This is a genomic window from Rhodococcus sp. NJ-530, from assembly GCF_003860625.1.
Classification (GTDB): Bacteria; Actinomycetota; Actinomycetes; order Mycobacteriales; family Mycobacteriaceae; genus Rhodococcus_F; species Rhodococcus_F qingshengii.
On the sequence record NZ_CP034152.1, the window covers coordinates 5,744,610 to 5,764,857 of the forward strand.

The 20,248-nt window shown below is 61.1% G+C and carries 18 protein-coding genes; 5 read left to right on the top strand and 13 right to left on the bottom strand.

Going from position 1 to position 20,248, the window contains the following annotated elements:
• Positions 1–3: 3 nt before the first annotated feature.
• From catC to catA, 3 genes are read right to left on the bottom strand one after another with little or no spacing between them, the layout of a single operon-like run.
• On the bottom strand, positions 4–285 hold the full coding sequence (catC, locus tag EHW12_RS26845; protein WP_003940264.1) for a muconolactone Delta-isomerase: 282 nt from the start codon (positions 283–285) through the stop codon (positions 4–6).
• Between the two features lie 13 nt (positions 286–298).
• On the bottom strand, positions 299–1,420 hold the full coding sequence (locus EHW12_RS26850) for a muconate/chloromuconate family cycloisomerase (protein WP_003940572.1): 1,122 nt from the start codon (positions 1,418–1,420) through the stop codon (positions 299–301).
• A gap of 29 nt (positions 1,421–1,449) precedes the next feature.
• Entirely contained in the window at positions 1,450–2,289 is an 840-nt protein-coding gene (gene catA, locus EHW12_RS26855; protein ID WP_003940427.1) for a catechol 1,2-dioxygenase, read from the bottom strand.
• Between the two features lie 199 nt (positions 2,290–2,488).
• On the opposite strand from catA, the gene EHW12_RS26860 reads away from it, so the two are divergent.
• Entirely contained in the window at positions 2,489–3,259 is a 771-nt protein-coding gene (locus EHW12_RS26860) for an IclR family transcriptional regulator (protein ID WP_003939932.1), read from the top strand.
• Here EHW12_RS26860 and EHW12_RS26865 read toward each other — a convergent pair.
• Positions 3,256–4,194, bottom strand: coding sequence for an AraC family transcriptional regulator (locus EHW12_RS26865; RefSeq protein WP_007729772.1), 939 nt, complete (start codon positions 4,192–4,194; stop codon positions 3,256–3,258). The genes EHW12_RS26860 and EHW12_RS26865 overlap by 4 nt on opposite strands.
• Before the next feature lie 273 nt (positions 4,195–4,467).
• Between EHW12_RS26865 and EHW12_RS26870 the strand changes: the two genes are divergently transcribed.
• Both EHW12_RS26870 and EHW12_RS26875 read left to right on the top strand, forming a co-directional pair.
• Positions 4,468–5,037, top strand: coding sequence for a flavin reductase family protein (locus tag EHW12_RS26870; protein ID WP_007729773.1), 570 nt, complete (start codon positions 4,468–4,470; stop codon positions 5,035–5,037).
• Positions 5,038–5,048: 11 nt separating this feature from the next.
• Positions 5,049–6,677 carry a 4-hydroxyphenylacetate 3-hydroxylase N-terminal domain-containing protein gene (locus tag EHW12_RS26875; RefSeq protein WP_125052177.1) on the top strand — a complete coding sequence of 543 codons (1,629 nt, stop codon included), beginning with the start codon at positions 5,049–5,051 and terminating at the stop codon, positions 6,675–6,677.
• Between the two features lie 186 nt (positions 6,678–6,863).
• Here EHW12_RS26875 and EHW12_RS26880 read toward each other — a convergent pair whose 3' ends face one another.
• The 9 genes from EHW12_RS26880 to EHW12_RS26920 are packed head-to-tail and all read right to left on the bottom strand — an operon-like array spanning position 6,864 to position 16,989.
• Positions 6,864–7,754, bottom strand: a complete 891-nt coding sequence (locus EHW12_RS26880; RefSeq protein ID WP_030536462.1) for a phytanoyl-CoA dioxygenase family protein — start codon at positions 7,752–7,754, stop codon at positions 6,864–6,866.
• Between the two features lie 10 nt (positions 7,755–7,764).
• Complete coding sequence (locus EHW12_RS26885; RefSeq protein ID WP_020971038.1) at positions 7,765–8,640, bottom strand: NAD(P)-binding domain-containing protein; 876 nt, start codon at positions 8,638–8,640, stop codon at positions 7,765–7,767.
• A 5-nt stretch (positions 8,641–8,645) separates the two neighbouring features.
• On the bottom strand, positions 8,646–10,127 hold the full coding sequence (locus tag EHW12_RS26890) for an NAD(P)/FAD-dependent oxidoreductase (protein WP_029256439.1): 1,482 nt from the start codon (positions 10,125–10,127) through the stop codon (positions 8,646–8,648).
• A 15-nt stretch (positions 10,128–10,142) separates the two neighbouring features.
• Entirely contained in the window at positions 10,143–11,627 is a 1,485-nt protein-coding gene (locus EHW12_RS26895) for an aldehyde dehydrogenase family protein (protein ID WP_030536461.1), read from the bottom strand.
• Positions 11,624–13,114 carry an amidase family protein gene (locus EHW12_RS26900; protein ID WP_064688363.1) on the bottom strand — a complete coding sequence of 497 codons (1,491 nt, stop codon included), beginning with the start codon at positions 13,112–13,114 and terminating at the stop codon, positions 11,624–11,626. Before EHW12_RS26900 ends, EHW12_RS26895 begins: the two co-directional genes overlap by 4 nt.
• Positions 13,101–13,859 (bottom strand): gamma-glutamyl-gamma-aminobutyrate hydrolase family protein, encoded by a 759-nt coding sequence (locus EHW12_RS26905; RefSeq protein WP_029256441.1) that lies wholly within the window; start codon positions 13,857–13,859, stop codon positions 13,101–13,103. The genes EHW12_RS26900 and EHW12_RS26905 overlap by 14 nt, the downstream gene beginning before the upstream one ends.
• Entirely contained in the window at positions 13,837–14,922 is a 1,086-nt protein-coding gene (locus tag EHW12_RS26910; RefSeq protein ID WP_019745639.1) for a Zn-dependent alcohol dehydrogenase, read from the bottom strand. Before EHW12_RS26910 ends, EHW12_RS26905 begins: the two co-directional genes overlap by 23 nt.
• Positions 14,923–14,942: 20 nt before the next feature.
• On the bottom strand, positions 14,943–16,322 hold the full coding sequence (locus tag EHW12_RS26915) for a glutamine synthetase family protein (RefSeq protein ID WP_030536459.1): 1,380 nt from the start codon (positions 16,320–16,322) through the stop codon (positions 14,943–14,945).
• Positions 16,315–16,989 carry a hypothetical protein gene (locus tag EHW12_RS26920; protein ID WP_019745641.1) on the bottom strand — a complete coding sequence of 225 codons (675 nt, stop codon included), beginning with the start codon at positions 16,987–16,989 and terminating at the stop codon, positions 16,315–16,317. The genes EHW12_RS26915 and EHW12_RS26920 overlap by 8 nt, the downstream gene beginning before the upstream one ends.
• Positions 16,990–17,330: 341 nt before the next feature.
• Here EHW12_RS26920 and EHW12_RS26925 point away from each other — a divergent pair, with 341 nt between their 5' ends.
• Both EHW12_RS26925 and EHW12_RS26930 read left to right on the top strand, forming a co-directional pair.
• A complete protein-coding gene (locus EHW12_RS26925) occupies positions 17,331–17,924 on the top strand; it encodes a TetR family transcriptional regulator (protein WP_019745642.1) in 594 nt (197 codons plus the stop codon).
• 273 nt (positions 17,925–18,197) lie between these two features.
• Complete coding sequence (locus EHW12_RS26930) at positions 18,198–19,655, top strand: APC family permease (protein ID WP_037126447.1); 1,458 nt, start codon at positions 18,198–18,200, stop codon at positions 19,653–19,655.
• The last annotated feature ends 593 nt before the right edge of the window (positions 19,656–20,248 follow it).

A 20,248-nucleotide genomic window follows, 5' to 3' on the forward strand; every position in this document is an offset into this window, starting at 1 on the left:
GGGCTACTTGATCGAAGATCCGTGCTGCGTCAACGGCATGACCTCGATGGTCATGTACGGGAACAGGGGCAGGTTCCAGAGAATCTCATGGAGTTCGTCAGCCGACTCGACATCGAAGATGCTGATGTTGCTGAACTGTCCCACAATTCGCCACAGATGCACCCACTTTCCCTGTCGCTGAAGGTCTTGCGAGTACGCCTTCTCCGTTGCGACGGTATCGGCGCGTACTTCCGGATCCAGGTCGCGCGGAATATCGACGTCCATCCGAACGTGAAAGAGTGCCATGTTCTTCTATCCTCTAGTTCCTGGTCCAGGTCTTGACGGCGTCCATGTTCAGTTCGACTCCCAGGCCAGGTCCGGCGGGGAGGTGCAACTGACCCTCGGAATACTTCAGGGGTTCCTGAAGCAACTCTTCACTGAAGAGCAGTGGGCCGAAAAGCTCTGTTCCGAAGTTGATTCCGGGCTCGGCGCACGCGAAGTGCAACGAAGCGGCGGTGCCGATCGGGCCTTCGATGGACGTCGCACCGTGGCACGCGATACCGGCGGCCTTGGCAATCGCGACGATGTCGCGGCTGCGCTGGAGGCCACCACATTTGGTGGTCTTGAGGGCGATGACATCGGCGGCGCTCCGGCGGGCGATTTCCAGAGCGTCGTGTGGGGTCTGCACACTCTCGTCGGCCATGATCGGAATCGGTAGAAGCCTACTGAGTTCGGCGAGGACCTCGATTTGGTCTGCCGGAGTGGGTTGTTCGATCAGTTCGACTCCACCCTCGGCGAGTTGCGGCAAGTACCGCAGGGCAGTGAAGCGATCCCACCGTGCGTTGACGTCGACACGGACTCCGGCGTGGCCGTCCAGCGCCTGCGCGATGTTGACGATGCGCGCGACGTCGACTGCTGGATCGAGTGCTCCCATCTTGAGTTTGAAGCTGAAATTGAGCCGGGATTCGAGCTTTTCGTGAGCTTCCTCGATGATCTCGTCCGCCGGCGCAGCACCCAGTGCCCACGTGACGTCGACACTCTCGCGGAAAGCCCCGCCGAGGAGCGTGTGCACGGGGACTCCCAGGCTACGCGCCCAGGCGTCGTGCAACGCCACGTCGACGGCGGCCTTCGCGAATCGTGCATTGGCAACAACTTTTTCGATGTCGGCCATGATCGCGGTGATGTGATCCACGCGCCTGCCGACCACCACGGGAGCGATGTACTTCTCGATGATGACCTGCATCGTCTCCACCGATTCGCCGCCCCACCACGGCCCGCCCGGAACGACACCTTCGCCGTATCCGATCACTCCGTCGGAGGTGCGAATCGCGACCAGCAACAACGGCTGCGCCGTCATCGACGTGGTGGCGAACTTGTGGGGGCGAACCAGCGGAACGTCGAGGATGGTCGTCTCGATGGAGACGATCGACAGGTCTGTCATCAAATCACTTTCTTCAGAGCAGTTGTGGATCAGGCCGGATCGAGCACGAAGTCGTATGTGACCCGGTTGGTTCCGTCGGCACCTGGCTTCGGATCGAGAATCAGTTCGGGCTTCGTCGCCGTTGCCACGTCGTTCTCGATCCACTCTCCATCCTTGAAATAGAGCTGGGTGGTGATGGTGCGCTTACCGGGAGCCTTCACCATGAGGTGCAGGTGAGCCGGACGCCACGGGTGCCAGCCGGCCTTCTCGATGAACCAGCCGGTGGGGCCGTCGGTCGGGATCTGGTACGGCGCAGGCTGAATCGTGGTGATCTCGAAGCGTCCCTCGTCGTCGGCGACGATCGTTCCGCGGAGGTTGCCGTCGGGGATGTGCGGCGCGAAATGGGAGTAGTAGCCTTCGTCGTCCGCGTGCCAGAGTTCGACGGTTGCACCGCCCAACCCCTTGCCGTCGAGATCGCGAACCTGGCCCTCGAAGACCAGCTTCGATCCAACCTCGTTGTCACGCATCGGAAGTTCACACTTGGCAGGCAACGTCTTGGCATCGGCAACGTAGTACGGGCCCTCGATGCTTCCCTTGGTGCCGTGCTGGCCGCGGTACGCGACCTCCTCGACGTTATGCTCGAGGAAGACGTCCAGCCACAGGGGCCACTCGCCGAACTGGCCGATGTCGATGAGCCACTGCTTGAGGACGCGGTACTCGGGGTAGGTGATGCCGTGCTTGTCGATGACGCCTGCGAGTGCCTCGAGCACGTCCTTGGCGATGGCCGAGACGCGTTCGGGCGGGGTGTCCGCGCTGACTCGTTCCTGGAGGAACTTGTCGGTGGCGGCAGTACCCGAACCTACTGCGGTGGGGCTCTCGGAAGTGGTCATGTGGTCCTCCTCGGGGCCGTATGTGGCTGTTACCGGGTGGGTGCCGTACTGCTGGGCTGCGTCGGCTCCCCAAGTTTGGATTGTACGCTCTGCGTACATCTGTTACGCTGTGCGTACGCTTGTACTGTGCGCCCAGTCACAAGGTTTGTCAACCTTCGAAGGCGCCGATCGGGCATACCCGCAGATGAAAGGCCATTCCGTGAGCGAGAACGATCGCGATTACATCCAGAGCATCGAGCGTGGATTTGCTGTGCTGACGGCCTTCGACGAGAAGAACCCCAACCCGTCGCTCGCCGATCTTGCCGCCGAAACAGGTCTCTCCCGCCCAGCGGTCCGGCGCATCCTCCTCACGCTGCAGAAGCTCGGATACGTCACCGGCAACAACAGTCGGTGGTCGCTCACCCCACGCGTTCTGAGCATCGGGCAGCACTTCTCGGCATCACATGCCTTGACGGAGGCGGCGCTCCCTCGTCTGTTGGAGATCGCAGAACACACCCACGAGTCGGCGTCGCTCGGGGTGCTCGACGGTGTCGACGTGGTCTACGCCGCGCGTGTACCCGTCCGGCGGATCATGAGCATCAACGTCAGCGTCGGCACCCGAGTGCCTGCATATGCCACCTCCATGGGTCGAGCCCTGCTAGCTTGGGCGCCAACCGAAATCGTCGACAACGTCATCGCGAACTCCACGTTCGACGCCCTCACACCCACCACGATCACCGACGAAGGCGCATTCCATACCGCCCTCCGGGTGGTGCGCGAACAGGGATACGCGCTCACATCGGAGGAACTGGAAGACGGCCTGATTTCCCTCGCTGCTCCCGTCCGCGACGCCGGTGGAAGCGTCGTCGGAGTGACAGCGTGTTCGACCTCGGCCGGACGAACATCCCCGGAAGCTTTCCGCGCCGACGTCGCGCCTTTCCTCGTCGAAAAGGCGAACCAACTCAGCGCGGACATGGGGTACCGAAGCTAGCGCCTCAACACCTCGGAAGGCAGCAATCCGTACTTACGCCGAAACGACGACGCGAACCGTCCGGTGTGCGTGAAACCCCATCTCACAGCGACATCGGTGACCGTCGTCGAGTCGTCGGCATCCACCAGATCTGCATGGACCCGCTCGAGACGGATGTCGAGCAGGCATTCCGACGGACTCCGGCCCACGTACTGCCGAAATCCCTCCTGCAATCTCCGTACGCTGACGCCCGCCACCTCCGCCATCTCGGCTGCGGTCCACACGCGGGCCGGGTCGTCGTGCATCTCGTCGAGCACCCGCTTGACGATGCGTGGCCTGGCGTGTCGCACCGCGTCCTCGCTTTCGGGCATTGCGGCAAGGACGAATGCCGTGACCACGGCGCCGGAGAGCTGACCTGCCACCAGTTCGTTGTGCAGCACGCCGACCGGGCCGAGTATCTGATCCGACAGTGAGCGAACAAATTTCAGCCATCTGGCTCCGTCGTCGCCCCGAAGATCCACCTGATCAGGCAAGTGCATTCCGGGTCGACCGAGAACCTTTTCCATCTCACGGTCGAGGTACTGACGGTCCATCCGGACTCCGACGATCTCGCAGTCCGCACTCCACCGCGTAATTCTTGTCGTGATGTCGGGTGGACATACCGTCGCAACACCCTGCGTCGAGAGCACGTGCGAGCCCGCGAACACCGACTCGAGCTCGCCCGAGAGCGGGATGTTCACCCCATAGGCACCGGGATGATCGGATTCGACGGCGACGTCAGCTCCCCACCGAATATGAGCGATCCTCAGCGGTCCCAACTCGGTGGTGCACACCCCGACTCCACTGGCCGCATGCCGAGACAACGGCGTCAGCGTGTGCGGAAAATAGGCGTCCGAAACCGCATGACACGCCTCGTCCCAGTCGCGGGGAGCAGTACCGATCATGGAGTCGACCATCGTCCTTCTTCACCTTCCAAACCCGTGACCAGCCACATTGCCGAGCAAGGGCGCTGAACATCATTGAACACTGTGTCCCCGGTCACTTCCAAGAGAAAACGGGTACGGGCCGCGATCGGGTGCGCAATCCGGATAGCCACCGCGCTGTACGGATCGACCGAAGCCTGCGCCCGCCGTACGTTCGTCTTCACTCCCGGCGCGAGTCGCCCACTACTTCCCTCCCGCACTTCGCGGCACTCTCACTCAACCGCCATCCGACAAGGAGGTCCGGTCATGGAACAAAATCAGCTTCGAGGAATCTTCGGTCAATTCGCGAGCGGCGTCACCGTCATCACCTGTACCAATGCCGACGGTCAACCACACGGAGCCACGGTCACCGCATTCACGGCCATTTCCCTGGAACCACGGCTGTGCCAGATCACGATGACTCGCAAGTCCAAGGCGTGCGGCTACCTCGGCAACGCGCCGTTTGCGGTCAACATCCTTGCCTCCGACCAAGTGGACACGGCCATGCATTTTGCCGGCCGACCGCAGCGCACCGAACCGAGGTGGATCGACGGACCGACCGCTCCCCTGCTCGACGGCGCCGCAGCAACCATCTCGTGCGTCCCGTGGAGGGAGTACGACGGCGGTGACCACATCATCTTCATCGGCGAGATCGTCGACGCTCAGTCGAGTGGCAAGGATCCGCTTCTGTTCTACCGAAGCACTTTTCACGATCTAGGCGCTACCTCGTCGACCACAGTCTGGAACGGAAGTCAGGACGACCCCCACAGCGGCTGGTTCGACGCCACCACTTCGTTCACCCCGATTCATCTTCAGCCCGCACCCCAAACGATCTGAAAGGCTTTGCCATGACGACCACCGAAATTCCTCCCACCGGCGTCGATCCCGCAGATTCCGGAGCGCCACAGGTCAATCCGGCCGCCGATTGCGAAGCCAACCGCACGAAGAACTTCGCCACCCGACCGATGACCGGTGACGAGTACATCTCGAGCCTGCAGGACGGTCGCGAGATCTGGCTTCACGGTGATCGCGTCAAGGACGTCACGACACACCCCGCGTTCCGGAATCCGATCCGCATGACCGCGAGGCTGTACGACGCTCTGCATACGGGCGAGCACGTGGACGCCTTGACCGTTCCGACGGACACGGGCAACGGCGGTTTCACCATGCCGTTCTTCCGCACTCCGACGTCCTCGGCCGATCTGCTCAAGGAACGCGATGCCATAGCGACGTGGGCTCGTATGACCTACGGCTGGATGGGCCGTTCCCCCGACTACAAGGCGAGTTTCCTGGGCACCCTCCACGCCAACAAGGAGTTGTACGCACCGTTCCAGGACAACGCCGAACGCTGGTACCGCGAATCGCAGGAGAAAGTTCTGTACTGGAACCACGCGATCATCAATCCCCCGGTGGATCGCCAACTTCCACCGGACGAGGTCGGTGACGTCTTCATGAAGGTGGAGAAGGAAACCGACGCAGGTTTGATCGTCAGCGGCGCCAAAGTGGTCGCCACCGGATCGGCGATCACGAACTACAACTTCATCGCTCACTACGGTCTGCCGATCAAGAAGAAGCAGTTCGCCCTGATCTGCACGGTACCGATGGACGCGCCGGGTGTGAAGCTGATCTGCCGCACCTCGTACACCGAACATGCTGCGGTGATGGGCAGTCCGTTCGATTATCCGCTGTCGAGTCGCATGGACGAGAACGACACCATCTTCGTCTTCGACAAGGTGTTGGTTCCGTGGGAAAACGTCTTCATGTACGGCGACGTCGACCGGATCAACGCATTCTTCCCTCAATCGGGCTTCCTGCCGCGCTTCACCTTTCAGGGCTGCACTCGCCTGGCCGTCAAGCTCGACTTCATCGCCGGACTGTTGATGAAGGCACTCGAAGCCACCGGCGCCGGCGGCTTCCGCGGAGTCCAGACCCGTGTCGGTGAGGTGATCGGGTGGCGAAACCTCTTCTGGTCGTTGACCGAATCGATGGCACGCGATCCCGAACAGTGGGTCGGCGATTCGGTGATCCCGAAGCTCGAGTACGGCCTCACCTATCGAATGTTCATGATCCAGGGGTACCCGCGGATCAAGGAGATCATCGAACAGGACGTCGCGTCGGGCTTGATCTACCTGCCTTCGAGTTCACTCGACTTCAAGAGCCCGGACGTGCGTCCGTACCTCGACAAGTACGTTCGCGGTTCCGACGGCATCACCGCCGTCGACCGCGTGAAAGTCATGAAGGCGCTGTGGGATTCGATCGGGACCGAGTTCGGCGGCCGACACGAACTCTACGAGCGCAACTACTCCGGCAATCACGAGAACGTCAAAGCCGAACTGCTGTTCGCAGCCCAGAATCGTGGACACGCAAGTTCCATGAAGGGACTGGCCGAGCAGTGCTTGAGTGAATACGACCTCGACGGCTGGACGGTCCCTGACCTCATCGGCAACGACGACGTCTCGTTCTTCAAGAACCGGTAGCTCACGCGGTACGAATACTGCACCCTTGGTCAGGACTAGGCAATTGCCTAGTCCTGACCTGAGACACACGATGTCAAGGTGAATCAGCTGGAGTACGCCCATGACGGATATGTTTCTCGATTCGAAACCCAGAAACTACTGTGCGAGTTGGGTTGCGGGTGGCAAGCGACGTGCAGGATCGAGGGTTCAGCGGGCAGTCGGGAGTTCGACGGCGCCGTTTTCGAGGAGAACGTGTGCGTCGATCATCTGACCGCCCCGTTCGACGTAACCCATCAGGTTCGCTCCGGACCCCCAGCCGAGCAGTCGCTGTACCTCTTCGGAAAGATCAAGCAGTTTTTCACGCGGGATTGACAGGTATTGGTTCTCTTCCTGACGTAAGCAGGCGAGGTCGAATGCCATCGTCAAGCCGGTCCGTGGCGCCTCGGACGAGTTGTTACCACCGCCGTGGTACGTAGAACCGGTCCAGATGAGGGCAGCACCGGCCCGCATTACGGTCGGCGCCGCTTCGGCTTGTTTCGGGCCCCGTTGGTCGTCCCACCGATGGCTTCCGGGTATGACGAGGGTGCCGCCGTTTTCTGCTGTGAAATCGCTGACCGCCACCATGATCTGCAGTCGGCCCTCGCGTCCGTAGTCGGGGTGGCGCCACAGAAAGCTCGTGTCGTCTCGATGGAGACGCTGGGCACCCTGCCCTGGGTGGATTTCGATTGCCTGAGTGACACCGATCTGGATATCAGGCGTGATTTCGATCTGGTCGTCTCCGACCCAGACGGACAGGGGCACCTGAAGGATCTTCTTGGCGGCCCCGTAGTAGAGCGGGTGGAGCGCGATCTCGGGCATGAGGTCGATCCGACCGAACAGCCCTCCTGCTCTTCGCGTTTGGGTTCCGGCGAAGAATTCGTCTTCTCCGTAGCCGGTGCTTTCAAGGACGGGGCCAAGTTGGGCGCGCAGCTCGTCGAGCTGGGGGGTGTCGAGGAAATCTTCGACGATGACACCGCCGTCGCGGTGGATCACGTCGACGATCTCGTCGACTGTTGTTGTCGAGGGCAGGGCGGTGAGGTGATTGGCCATGGTTGTCATTGATGTCTCCTTAGATTGCGGATTGAGGGTTGGCGGAGAGTGTTTCGATTTGGGCGAAGATGCCCTTGTCCCCGTGCCCGGCTGCGCATGCACGTTGCAAGTTGTCGAGATTCGCCGTCATCAGAGCGGCGCGTTGGCCTGCTCGCTGCATCGATTGTTGCCAGGCTTCTACTGCGGCTGCGTATACGTTCAAGGTTGCCTGATCGGTCTCGTACTCTCCGGATTCGAACGCTTTGAGTGCTTCGTGAAGGAGTTCGAGAAGTTTGTCGGTCCACAGGTGCAAACTGTGGCGCATCTCCGCGATCGCGACGTCCTCGGACCGCACGTACGCTGCTGCTTCGTGGAAGGCACCGAGCGCGACGTTGAAGAATGCGCCTGCCATGGCCGCGTCGATCACGTTGGCGGCACCGGGACGGGCTCCGACATATCGTGATTGGGCGGCGATGGGTGTCAGAAGGCTCTGGACGTCCTCCCACACGTCCTCGTCTCCGGAATAGTTGATCCCTGAACTTTCGGTTCCGATGTCCTCCGGGTATGCAGCTATGGCTCCGTCGAGGTACCGAGCGCCTCGCCCTGCGATCCACTCGGCGAACTGGTTCGCTTCCTCCGGCGTACCGGTTGCGGTGTTGACGATGATTTTTCCGGCAATCGAATCTGCTTCTGTAACGACATCTTTGGCGATCTCGTAGTTCAGGAGACTGATGACGATTAGCGGGCTGGCCGCAATCGCAGATTGTGGAGATTCGGCGACTGTGGCTCCAGCCGCAGCGAGGGGTAACGCTCTGTCGGCGGTTCGATTCCACACCGTCACCTTTGTCCCGCTGCGTATGAGCGCCTGAGCGAGAGCTGTTCCCATCAAGCCGGTGCCGAGTATTGATACGTCCATGTTGTTCATCCTTTGCCTGTCGTCAGTGCACGGAAGTCGGACTTGCGGAATAGCCTGGTGCGCAACCAGTATTCGATTGTGCTGGCCGGCCACAGGGTGTCGATTCGACCGTCAGCGGATTGATACCAGCTGTCGCAGCCACCCGATGCCCATACAGTTCGGCGCATGCGTTCTTGGGTGGCGGCGTAGCTGCCTGTCTGGACGGTGCGATCGAGTTCGAGGGCAGAGATACTTTTTCGGCGCATGTACTGCACTGCCGAAGCGATGTATCTGGCTTGTGCTTCGATCATGAAGATGATCGAGTTGTGACCGAGACCGGTATTCGGGCCGTTGAGGAACCACAGGTTCGGGAACGCGGCGGATGCAAGCCCGAGCTTTGTTGCGGCGCCCTCGCGCCAACTGTCGGAGAGTTCGACTCCTTCGCGGCCGAATACTTTCATCGGTGCCAGGAAGCTGGTTGCCTGGAATCCGGTCGCGAAGATCAGGGTGTCGACTTCGTGTTCCGCTCCCTCTGAGTCAATGATCGAATGCGGGCGGATCTCGGAAACCCCCGAGGTGTTCAAGTGCACATTTTCCCGTTGCAGCGCGGGGTACCAGTCGTCGGATATCAAGCGACGTTTACAGCCGGGATCGTAATCTGGGGTGACCTTCTGCCTCAAGTCCGAATCCGGCACTTGCTGTTGAAGATTGGCGAGCGCCTGGGATCGGTACTGTTCGACGAGTTTGCGATTTCCGAGGAAGGCGCTGGCGAGCTTTTCGAATGCCCAGTAGGTCCGCCATCGCAGCCACCGTTGACGATAAGGACGCCGTGAGAATCTTTCGCGGGTGGCGGGCGACAGCGCGGCATCACCACGTGGCATGACCCAGTTGGGTGATCGCTGAAACACATGCAGGGTCTCGGTGTGCGGGGCGATTTCGGGGACGAACTGGATCGCACTGGCGCCGGAACCTATCACCGCGACACGCCTTCCCGACATGTCGAGGTCATGTCGCCACTTGGCGGAGTGGAATGCGGCACCCTCGAATGATTCCAGTCCGGGTAGCTGCGGGATGTACGGATTACTCAAGCCCCCTGAGCCGTTGACGACAACGGCCGCCGTCACTGATTCGCCGGATGCGAACTGGATGTTCCACCGGAGCCGGTCCTCGTCGAACCGCATTTCGGAGACCTCGACACCGAAGCGAATGTGCGGCAGCAAATCATACTGCGCAGCAACAGATCTGAGATAGTCGAGCAGTTCCGACCATGGCGGGAAGATACGGGTCCAGTTCGGGTTCTGAGCGAAGGAGTAGGAATACAACACGCTGGGCACATCGCAGGCTGCCCCTGGGTATGTGTTGTCGCGCCAGGTTCCGCCGACATCGTCGGCGCGTTCGTACAGGACGAAGTCGTCGATGCCCTTCTTCTTCAGTTCGATCGCCATGCACAGCCCGGAAAACCCGGTTCCGATGATCGCGATGTGGCCGTCGTTGACCCGTGATGACATGTGCTGTGCCTTTGTTCAGAGATGGATCCACGTCGACTTCGTCGACGTGAATTTGTCGAGTGCATGGATGCTCTTGTCCACACTGTGGCCTGAGAGTTTGCGACCGCCGAAGGGGACGGAGAGATCCCCTTCCTCGTAGCAGTTCACCCAGACAAGACCTGCGTCGATTTCGCGCGTGAGCCGGTGGGCTCGTGTGAGATTCGACGTCCACACCCCCGCTCCGAGACCGAACGGTGTGGCGTTAGCCAACCTGACGGCGTCAGCGTCATCAGTGAAACGGGTGACTGCGAGGATCGGTCCGAAAACTTCTTCGATGAACAGGCGGTGCTCGGCCTGAACATCGGTGAACACGATCGGATCCAGGTACGCCCCCGAACCTGCTCGTTCCTGCAGCGAACCGTGGGCGAGCGTTGCGCCTTCTGTGTGAGCAGTTCTCGCGTGTTCGAGGACGTCCGCGCGATGCGCCCGACTCGCGACGGGCCCGATGTGGGTATCGGGATCGAAAGGGTCACCGACAGTGCAGCGCTTGATTTCCGAAACCACCTCGGCGACGAATTGATCCGCGATCGTTTCCTCGACCAACAAGCGAGCACCTGCAGTGCACATCTGTCCGGCGTTGAAGGTAATTGCCCACGCCACGGTGCGCGCTGCAACGGCGAGGTCCGGAGCATCGGCGAATACCAACTGTGGGCTCTTGCCGCCGAGTTCGAGATGAACGGGTTTCGCATTCGACTCACCCGCGTAGATCAGCAGCTGTTTGCCGACATCCGGTGATCCGGTGAAGGTGAGACAGTCGACGCCGTTGTGGCGAGCAAGGGCAGCTCCGGCCTGTCCACCGCTACCTGTGACAACTTGCAGCACGCCGTCGGGAAGTCCTGCAGCCGAACCCAGCTGAGCCAAGCGAAGCAAGGACAACGGTGACTGTGTAGCGGGCTTGATGACCATGCTGTTGCCTGCAAGCAACGCAGGGGCGATCTTCCAACTACTGAGAGTGAGTGGGAAGTTCCATGGGGTGATCGCCGCGACCACCCCCACCGGCTCACGGCTCACCAACGCGACCGCATCGATCAGGCCGCGTGGCGACTCGTCGTAGAGTTTGTCAGCCAGTTCTCCATACCAGCGGAAGGTGTTCTCGACGGCGCGCAGCTCGATATCACGTGCCACCTGGATCGGCTTACCCATCTCGAGTGTGATGAGCGCAGCGAGTTCGTCGCGGTGCTCGTAGACGAGCTCTGCCCACCGCTGCAGTACCGCACCACGCTCGTGCGCACTGATCCTCGCCCACCGGCCATCGAGAAACGCCGCGCGAGCACCTTCGACGGCTCTGTCGACGTCGGCGTGAGTGGCCAGCGGGACGCTGGTTACGACGGTGTCGTTATGCGGGGACAAGACATAGTGGCGCTCACTCCCGTCACCGTTGAACCATTGACCGTTCAGCCACATAGCCGATGGTGCTTCGATTGACGTCGCGAATCGTGTCCATTCCTCGCGGGTGTTCATGTGCGTTCCGTTTCCGAGTAGAGGGTCGGCATTTTTTCCGTTTCTGGGAGGAGCGGCTTGCCGGCATGAATCGGTGGGACGCGGCCTGCCCATGGGACGGCTTCCTCGAGTTGCGCGGCCACGGCAAGCAACAGATCGTCACGGCCGGGAGCTGCGGCGAGCTGCACTCCGATCGGCAGTCCGTCACACATTCCTGTGGGGATGGAGATAGCCGGTTGGCCCGTGACGTTGTAGATGGCAGTAAAGGGCGAGTACTTCGCCAAGGTGTCCACCCACTCGCCGGCGGTGATACCCCGCCGGTTGGAGTCGAGTTCGCCGACGTGCCAGGCGGTCGTCGGTGTGGTGGGCGTGAGAGTGAGGTCGAAGAATTCGAAGAAGCTCGCCGTGCCACGGGTCAGGTGATTCTGGTAGCGGCGGGCGCGGGCGATGTCCGCCCATTCCACGGTGAATCCGTGACGAACCATGGCGGCAGTCGAGCTCTCCAGCGAGGAGTACATGTCCTCGATGGCGCGTACTCCGGTCAGTGCGCGCATGGACTCTGCGATCGACGCAGACCAGAAAGTGAGATTGAGATCCCGAAACAGTTCGGGGTCAACATCTGGTGCCGCATTCTCGACGTGGCCGCCGAACTGTTCGAGCAAGCGCGCGATGCGCATCACCTCGGCTGTCACGGCGGGGTCCGCAGCGTGACGACTGCCAGGTGATTCGGTCGACACAGCGATCCGGAGGCCTTTCGGTCGCCGGCCGACTGCTCGGCTGTAGTGGCCGGGGCTTCGACGCGGCTGAAAGTACCGGTCCCCCGGTGCGCTGCCGTGCACTACGTCCATCAACGCGGCGGCGTCGCGAACTGTCCGGGTGACCGCGAACTCAGTCGTGAGGCCGAAGAGCGGTTCATCCGAATCCGGGCCGGGTGGAACGAGCCCGCGGGTCGGTTTGAGTCCCACCACCCCGCACAGTGCGGCAGGGATTCTTATGGATCCGCCGGCGTCGTTGGCGTGCGCCCACGGCAAGGCCCCGGCGGCAACGAGCGCCGCGGAGCCACCGCTGGATCCACCGGCGACCCGCTGTGGGTTCCAGGGGTTGCGGGTAGGACCGTTCACTGCCGATTCCGTCGTTGCGCTGAATCCGAATTCTGGTGTGGCAGTGCGACAGGTCACGGACAGTCCGGCAGCGCGCCACCTAGCCATCAGATCGGAGTCACGTGTGGCGATATAGCCTGCGGTTGCTGCGCTACCGTTCTCGTTCGCTATCCCCGCCGCAGTGCACAGGAGATCTTTGAGCGCGAACGGAACTCCGCTGAAAGGACCGGATGTGGAATACGTCGGTGGTGGGTCGAGTGGAGGACCGACGGTGGCACCGAGGTGCGTGTCGACGTGGGAGATTGCAGCTAGTGCGGCTTCGCGCACTTCAGCAGGGGTTACTTCTTTCCGGTCGAGTCGACATTTCAGATCCGTGGCGTCCATGTCCGAGTATTCATGCAACTCCATCGAGCACTTCCTTTCGCGCGAGAGCGACCTGGACCAACCATGCGAAGACGGGGTCCTTCCGGCGCCATTCCGGATGCCATTGGACGCCGACGATCGGTCTCCCGCGCATCTCCACCGCTTCGACGACACCGTCCGGAGCCCACCCGCTGGGAGTGAGGCCCGGGCCGAGCCGGTCCACTGCTTGGTGGTGCAAGGAGTTGACCTCTACGTGTGCGCCGTATATCTCGAACACCGTCGAATCAGTGGCGATCCGTACGGGGTGGGTCTCCTCGGCTATGCCCAGTCCTGGTGACTTGTGGTTGATGTCTATGGTCGGAAGATCAGGCACGAGCGTGCCTCCCAATGCCACATTCAGCATCTGCATCCCGCGACAGACACCCAGCAGTGGAGTACCGAGTTCTACTGCACCCGATATTAATTCGATCTCATACGCATCTCGACGCGGGTCACTGTCCGGGTCGGTGGGCGCGGCGTCGATACCCAGTGTTTCGGGGTGAACATCCTGCCCACCAGAGATGACTATTCCGTCGAGCCGCTCAATCAGGTCGATTCCGCTTGCCTCATAGGGAATTTGGACGACCAGGGCGCCTTCGGACGACAGCCGGGTGGGAAAATCGGAGTAGTGCATGTCGAACTCGAGATGGCGGTACCGAGGTTCGACGGCCAGGCGTTCCGCGCTCGAGCGCCGACCGGTCACTCCGATCAATGGGCGACGCGCACGCTCAGGCGAATTCGACGACGACACGATTCACCCCTCCTTCACGAAGCGCTGCGATTCCTGTGTTGATCTCGCCGAAGGGGACTCGCAACGAGATCATCTCGTCGAGTTCGAGTCGGCCCTGGACGTACAGCTCGGCCAATCGCGGAATATCGGTCGGGAATTGGTTCGACCCGAGGAGGGAGCCTTGCAATCGCTTCTCCTGGAAAAACAATTCCGACGCTGTGATCCGCAGCGGCTCGTCATCAGGAACCATGCCGAGGACCGTGGCCACTCCGCCGGGAGCGAGCATCGAGAATGCCTGCTCGACAGTGACTCTGCGGCCGATCGCCTCGAATGAGTAGTCCACCCCACCCGGACACAACGCGCGTACGGCGTCGACTGGTTCGATCTCAGCCGCGTTCACTGACGCAGTCGCCCCGACTCGAAGAGCCTGATCGATACTTCGCTGGTCCACATCGATCGCGATGATCCGGGCCGCGCCGGCTAGCCGGGCGCCCTGAATTACCGAAAGCCCCACGCCTCCACAACCGATGACGGCAACCGACGACCCTGGTTCGATGCGAGCACTGTGCCAGACCGCCCCGACGCCAGTGATGGTGGCGCACCCGAGCAAACTCGCGCGATCGAGAGGTACCGAATCGTCGACGCGGACGACGCTGTTCTCGTGCACGAGCATCTGTTCGGCGAATCCACCGATGCCACCCATTCGTCCCACTGCGCGCCCGGCCTTGGTCGTCAACGCCGGCTGGGGCCGCGAGCGGAGGCGGGAATGATTGGAGCAGAGGGTGAGTCGACCTGCAATGCAGTATCGGCATCGGCCACAAAAAGCTGTCATGCACGTCACGACGTGGTCGCCAGGCGCTACAGCCGTGACGTCTGACCCAACCGATTCGACGATGCCCGATGCCTCGTGACCGAGCACCTCCGGAAGTTCTGTTCGCCAGAGCGCGTCCACGTAGTGCAGATCGGTATGACACAGCCCGACGGCTGCTGTACGTATGCGAACTTCTCGAGGTCCGGCCACGTCGATGTCGAGTTCTTCGAACTCGAGCCGACCAGGGGCAGCGTTCAGTATTGCTGCTTTCATCTTCAGACCTGTCCTCGTTGTCAGACGTGCTCGAAGTAGCGTTCGAGCTCCCAGTCGGAGACTCCTGCGGCCGGGTCTCCCCCAGTGGTGAAGAACTGCAACCATTCCCACCGGCGCGTGCCGATCCAGTACTCCACCAGCTCTCGCCCCAAAACCTCCGTCAGGTTTACATCGCCACTCAATTCCGCGATCGCTCGAGAGAGGCTGGCTGGCAACTTCGGGGTTCCCGGCGGCAATCCCCAGGCCATGACGGTGCATTCGAGGCCAGGATCGCTGTGATCGCGCAGACCGATCAGACCGCCGGCAAGGAACGATGCCATCGACAGATAGATGTTCACGTCCGCCGACGGGACGCGATACTCGACACGAGAGAGCTTCTCGGTCGTGCAGACGGCTCGAACGGCCGCACTCTTGTTGTCAACACCCCACGTGACGGTGGTGGGAGGTCCGTCGAATTCTGCGATTCTGCGGTATGAGTTCACGGTCGGATACTGGAAAGAACTGGCCGCCGCCATTGTGTCGAGGACGCCACCGATGAAGTTCCGCATCGTCTCCGACGGGCGCGAGGGCTCAACTTCATCGAAGAAGGCGTTCCGTCCGTCCTGTTGAAGCGAAAGGTTGATGTGAGCGCCCTGCCCGAACTGGTCCGGCGACCACCGAGCCATGAAGGTGATGGTGCGACCGTGCTCGTAGGCGACTTCCCGCATGATCTGCTTCGTTCGTACGTACCAGTCCGCTGCGGTGAGAATGTCGGTCGGTGGGAGATTTACTTCGATTTGGCCGTGCGCGGACTCGTCTGCCCAGCCTTCCCAAGGGATTCCGGCCCGTTCGATGCGGTCAGCTATTGCGTCCATGAGCGTCGTGTAGTCCCGTGATCTGCTCAACAGGTAGATCGCGCCCTGGGTACCGCCGAGTGGATGCAGGTTCGTGAAACGCTGTTCGCGGGCCTGCTCGATCGACTCTTCGAACACCGTGGCCTCGATCTCCACGGCCGCCTTACCTGTAAATCCAAGCTCGGCAAGCTCTTTGACCACACGTGCGAGCGTGGATCGCGAACACACCGGAAGCGGTGCCCCGTGTTGATCGACCAGATCACACATCACCGTGGCGAGACCTGGTAGTGATGCGTCGGTTGACAGAGTCGTAAGATCGGGACGAAGGAAGACGTCGTGCATCTCACCGCGCCAATCACCGAAATCGAATCCGAGCTGAGCGGTGTTCCCGAGATCGACTGCGAGGGCGATATCAGCGAATCCCCAGCCCGATTGCGCTCCGGACTCAAACTTTTTGGGTGACAGATGTTTTCCGACCAAGGCACCATCCAACGTCACGGTTTGTGCGCGAATCGTGCGAACGGAATTGTTGCCGATCCATTCACCGAGGTTCGTCGTGTCAAACATGGAGGACCGCCTTCATTGATGCTCCCGCGACGACCGACAATTGTCGGTTCGTGCCTTTGATGTAGAACTTCCCTGCGCGCAGGGAATAGACGAACAACTCGAAACCCGCTAGCAGTCGACGTAGATCCATCTCGAGCCCGTGAATTTCATACGCATCCGTTGTCGGCCCCACGTGCACGGCTGCGCCCGTGTCGAGAGCAGCCAATGACAATCCGGGCATTCCAGGCAGGCCCGAAGCTTTCTCCCAGAATTCACACGCTGCGATGTCCAGCGTCGGTGGCTCTGGTTCGATAAGAGGGGTTAACGCGGCAACATTCGCAGTGCCCGCCAGGGGCTCGTCCTCGGATATCGCCAGTTCGTCGACGCTGATTCCGACAACAGGAACTGTCGACCCCTCGGGGCTACTGACGTGCACGCCGGTTGCTGTTCGAGTCAATCGCGCGCTTTGCGGATCACTGGTCGACTGCAGGTCGACCTCGGGGGGCATTGCCTCGAGAGCTTTCCTGCCTGAGTCGGAATCGAGAGCAACGCGCAGGCGGGTCACGACAGCTCGTACCAACGGGGGTGGGTCGAACTCCATCGTGACGGCGACGTCGGGCGCACACCGGGTATGGGATTCATCGGGTCGCGGTGGATCTGTATCCACCCGCTCTCGGATGTCGGTCATGGGGTGGTCCCTCCAGTTTCGGGGCATGGGGCAAGCGATTTGGTTGCGCGTCAGAGAGACGCGGTTTTGTGCGATGTCGCAGCTCTCGCCCTGGTGTGATCTGCCAAGCGCTATAGTCGAGCAATGAAGTCAGTCACATGACTAACTCATGTGACTGAGATTATGGCGGATCGGAGCTAGCGTCAATAGGCAAACTGCAAGAGATCCCGAAGAGCGGCAACGACGCACCCGGAACGCACCGGGCGGATAAAGGATCGACCAGGGTGTCACGCACGCTGAGTGACATCGATACGCTCGACCCCTGGAGTCCCACGACAACGAGAAGGTGAACGGTAAAGCGAATGGCGTATCTGACAGCATCCGAGCGGCGGACTGCGATCGTCAAGGCCGCCGCCCGAGTCATCATTCGCGACGGACTGGCCGCGGCGACCACCCGCCGCATCGCCGACGAAGCCGGAGTCAACCTCGCTGCGTTGCACTACAGTTTCGACGGCAAAGGAGAGATCTATACCGCCGTGGACGACATGTTTCGTGCCACCACAGTGGGATCACGCCTGGTACCGACAACTGGCTGGACACGTCAAGAGATCATCCGTTCATTGCTCGAACGCTTCCAAGATCTTCTCCACGCCGATCGGGACGTCCCGATCGCCCAATACGAGCTGCTGCTGTGGGCGCTGCGCAATCCGGACAAGGCCGAACTCGCCAGAGCCAGCTACACGACGTACATATCCGCCTTCGCCGATGAGCTTCGGCACGCAACCGACATCGCCGGCAGCGACGCCACACTGCTCGCCCGCTACACGATCGGCGCAATCGACGGAATCTACATGCAAAATCTCGCAACTGGCGCGACCGGAGTGAGCGCACCCGAACTCGACGCCATCTCGTCCGCAATCGTCGGCATCATCGATTCGATCCACCCGCCCCACTAGAGTTTTCCCGTTTCCCACCCGGCGTTGCAATCGACAGCGCCGGGCCGCAGTCGTGCCCGTCATCATCCGAATCCCGCAGCTGCATTCAAGGAATTTCCCGGAACTCATTGACGAACAGCAAGGGCGAAGCTAATCTCAGTCGATCGACTCAGTCATGTGACTGACATCACCATCTCCTGAGGGCTATCCCGATCCTCACACGCGCGATCGCGGCCGATCCCGGCATATAGCCCCTGCCCGCACTCGACAGTGCACAAATTCAAGGACGCACATATGAATCACTCGTCGAATAATGCTGTAGCACAAACTGATACGGAGTCCATCAACCTTGAATCCGGCCATCTCAGCCGCCTTCAACTGACCTCGCTGGCCATCTCGTCAATGATCCCTGCCGTCGGCATGGCGTCGTTTCCAATGCTGCTGGTCCTCAACGCAGGACTCGGTGGTTGGGTAGCTGCTCTGCTCGCAGCGCTGACAGTCATCTGCGTCGGCAGAGCAGTAACCGTCTTCGCTAGCCGGTATGTCGCCTCCGGATCGCTCTACTCCTACGCCGGCGAAGTATTCGGGCGATGGGCACAGTCACTGATCGCAGCCTCGTTGTTCCTCGGGTATCTGGCGATGGTCGCAAGCATTTTGCTGGTCATCGGCGCGTACAGCGGTAGCTTCCTGCAATCTATCGGCATCGACGGCGGCCTCGATCGCCCTGCACAAATCGCGATCTACCTCGCCTCCGCAGCAATTGTCGCGGCGATCACCTGTCGCGGCCTAGATGTTTCGATCGTAATCGCGGTCCTACTCACCGCGATTTGTCTTCCACTCTTGCTGGCCATTACCGGGGCGAGCGCGATTCACACTGGTCTACATCTGCAGGAACAACTGACTCTTCAGGGCGCGTCCGTCAGCGGGATCGTGGCCGGCATCGCATCCGGAACTGCGTTCCTGGTCGGTTTCGAGGGGAGCGCGGCCCTGGCCGCGGAGACCCGCGACCCGAAGAAGAATGTGCCGGCCGCCGTGATGAGTGTCCCCATCGTGCTTGGAACCTTGTACGTGATCGCAACCTTCCTACAGGCACCAGGAATCACGGAGACGTCCGACCAAATCCTTTCCGGCACATCATCCCCCGCCGCCCTGGCCGAGAATGCGGGCTTACCGACCGCAATGGGACAAATGACGGACCTCGTTGTCGCCGTAGCGACCTTCGCCGCACTGATCGGATTCGTCAACTACGGATCCCGCTTCGTCGCCACTCTGTCAGCCGAAAAGCTTCTACCACAAAGGTTCACACGCATACACTCCCGATTTCACAGCCCTGTTTCCGCAATCCTGCTGATCATTCTCGGTGGCCTCTTCGGCATTTGCACTTTGGTGATCGGCGTCACGGGCCCACTTCCTTCCATCTATAACGCAGTGTCAACTCTGGTCGTCTATTTCTGGGTGAGCCCATACGTCGTCATCAGCATAGGCGCCGTGATGCTCCTCTTCCGCGAGCGCGCAGCCACCGCCGTGACAATCGCAGCACTGATCGCCGGTGCCGTCGCAACCTCATGGATCTATCTCAACGGAATCTTCTTCCCCGCACCGTCTCCAGTCAGTGCCATGTCCTACGTTGCGCTCGCAACCATCACGCCGGCCACTATCGCCTTTTACCTGATGGGGCGTCGAAGCCACGCTGACGCCTCCCAGCCGCCACCTCACCTGAACTCGGAACGAGCGACGGCCCGAGAGCAGTAGACGAACCTCAAATTCAAGCCACCAAACCGGCTTCCCCGTCGCGAGGCACGGGCCCACCGGTGCATGAAGACCACGCCGCCTAACCTGCACTGGAACTAAAAGCGGAAGCGCCGTCGGCGCCAATTTGCTCGAGTTGGATCAGTGGGCCAAAGACATGGTCCTTGAAGCCGTCGCTACGTCGCGTACGCGTCATCCTTCGGGCGCAACCCTTCGGCTACTACGCGTGCGCGGCAGCCAACAACGCTGTGGCGCATGGAATGCCCTTCGACCATGCACTCACTGACGGAGACCTTCGGATTGATACTGAGCGTTCCGGATTCCTGATCAACACCGAATTCGGAGTCCTCGGTATCAGTCCGACATCAGGACCCACATACTCGAACACCGGCCGACCTGGGCGGAAATACACACTATGCCCAGGCCTGCTGCCAGCCCTGGAATCCTGGGTCATGACTGACGCCGACGGCCATGATCCAATGTCGAGGCGTTCGACGCGGCTGATTCCGTACGCGGCAAAAGAATCGCAGGCATGTTCTCAACCGCTCAATATCGGAACGCCCTTTCTGGGAACTCGTGTTCGGGGTCATCGGCTC

Bases quoted from the DNA above. Each gene is read 5' to 3' on its own strand.
- EHW12_RS26910 (WP_019745639.1), bottom strand. From the start codon at position 14,922: ATGAAAGCAGCAATACTGAACGCTGCCCCTGGTCGGCTCGAGTTCGAA.
- EHW12_RS26895 (WP_030536461.1), bottom strand. From the start codon at position 11,627: ATGAACACCCGCGAGGAATGGACACGATTCGCGACGTCAATCGAAGCA.
- EHW12_RS26925 (WP_019745642.1), top strand. From the start codon at position 17,331: ATGGCGTATCTGACAGCATCCGAGCGGCGGACTGCGATCGTCAAGGCC.
- EHW12_RS26915 (WP_030536459.1), bottom strand. From the start codon at position 16,322: ATGTTTGACACGACGAACCTCGGTGAATGGATCGGCAACAATTCCGTT.
- EHW12_RS26850 (WP_003940572.1), bottom strand. From the start codon at position 1,420: ATGACAGACCTGTCGATCGTCTCCATCGAGACGACCATCCTCGACGTT.
- EHW12_RS26865 (WP_007729772.1), bottom strand. From the start codon at position 4,194: ATGGTCGACTCCATGATCGGTACTGCTCCCCGCGACTGGGACGAGGCG.
- EHW12_RS26875 (WP_125052177.1), top strand. From the start codon at position 5,049: ATGACGACCACCGAAATTCCTCCCACCGGCGTCGATCCCGCAGATTCC.
- EHW12_RS26890 (WP_029256439.1), bottom strand. From the start codon at position 10,127: ATGTCATCACGGGTCAACGACGGCCACATCGCGATCATCGGAACCGGG.
- EHW12_RS26900 (WP_064688363.1), bottom strand. From the start codon at position 13,114: ATGGAGTTGCATGAATACTCGGACATGGACGCCACGGATCTGAAATGT.
- catA (WP_003940427.1), bottom strand. From the start codon at position 2,289: ATGACCACTTCCGAGAGCCCCACCGCAGTAGGTTCGGGTACTGCCGCC.
- catC (WP_003940264.1), bottom strand. From the start codon at position 285: ATGGCACTCTTTCACGTTCGGATGGACGTCGATATTCCGCGCGACCTG.
- EHW12_RS26870 (WP_007729773.1), top strand. From the start codon at position 4,468: ATGGAACAAAATCAGCTTCGAGGAATCTTCGGTCAATTCGCGAGCGGC.
- EHW12_RS26920 (WP_019745641.1), bottom strand. From the start codon at position 16,989: ATGACCGACATCCGAGAGCGGGTGGATACAGATCCACCGCGACCCGAT.
- EHW12_RS26930 (WP_037126447.1), top strand. From the start codon at position 18,198: ATGAATCACTCGTCGAATAATGCTGTAGCACAAACTGATACGGAGTCC.
- EHW12_RS26885 (WP_020971038.1), bottom strand. From the start codon at position 8,640: ATGGACGTATCAATACTCGGCACCGGCTTGATGGGAACAGCTCTCGCT.
- EHW12_RS26880 (WP_030536462.1), bottom strand. From the start codon at position 7,754: ATGACAACCATGGCCAATCACCTCACCGCCCTGCCCTCGACAACAACA.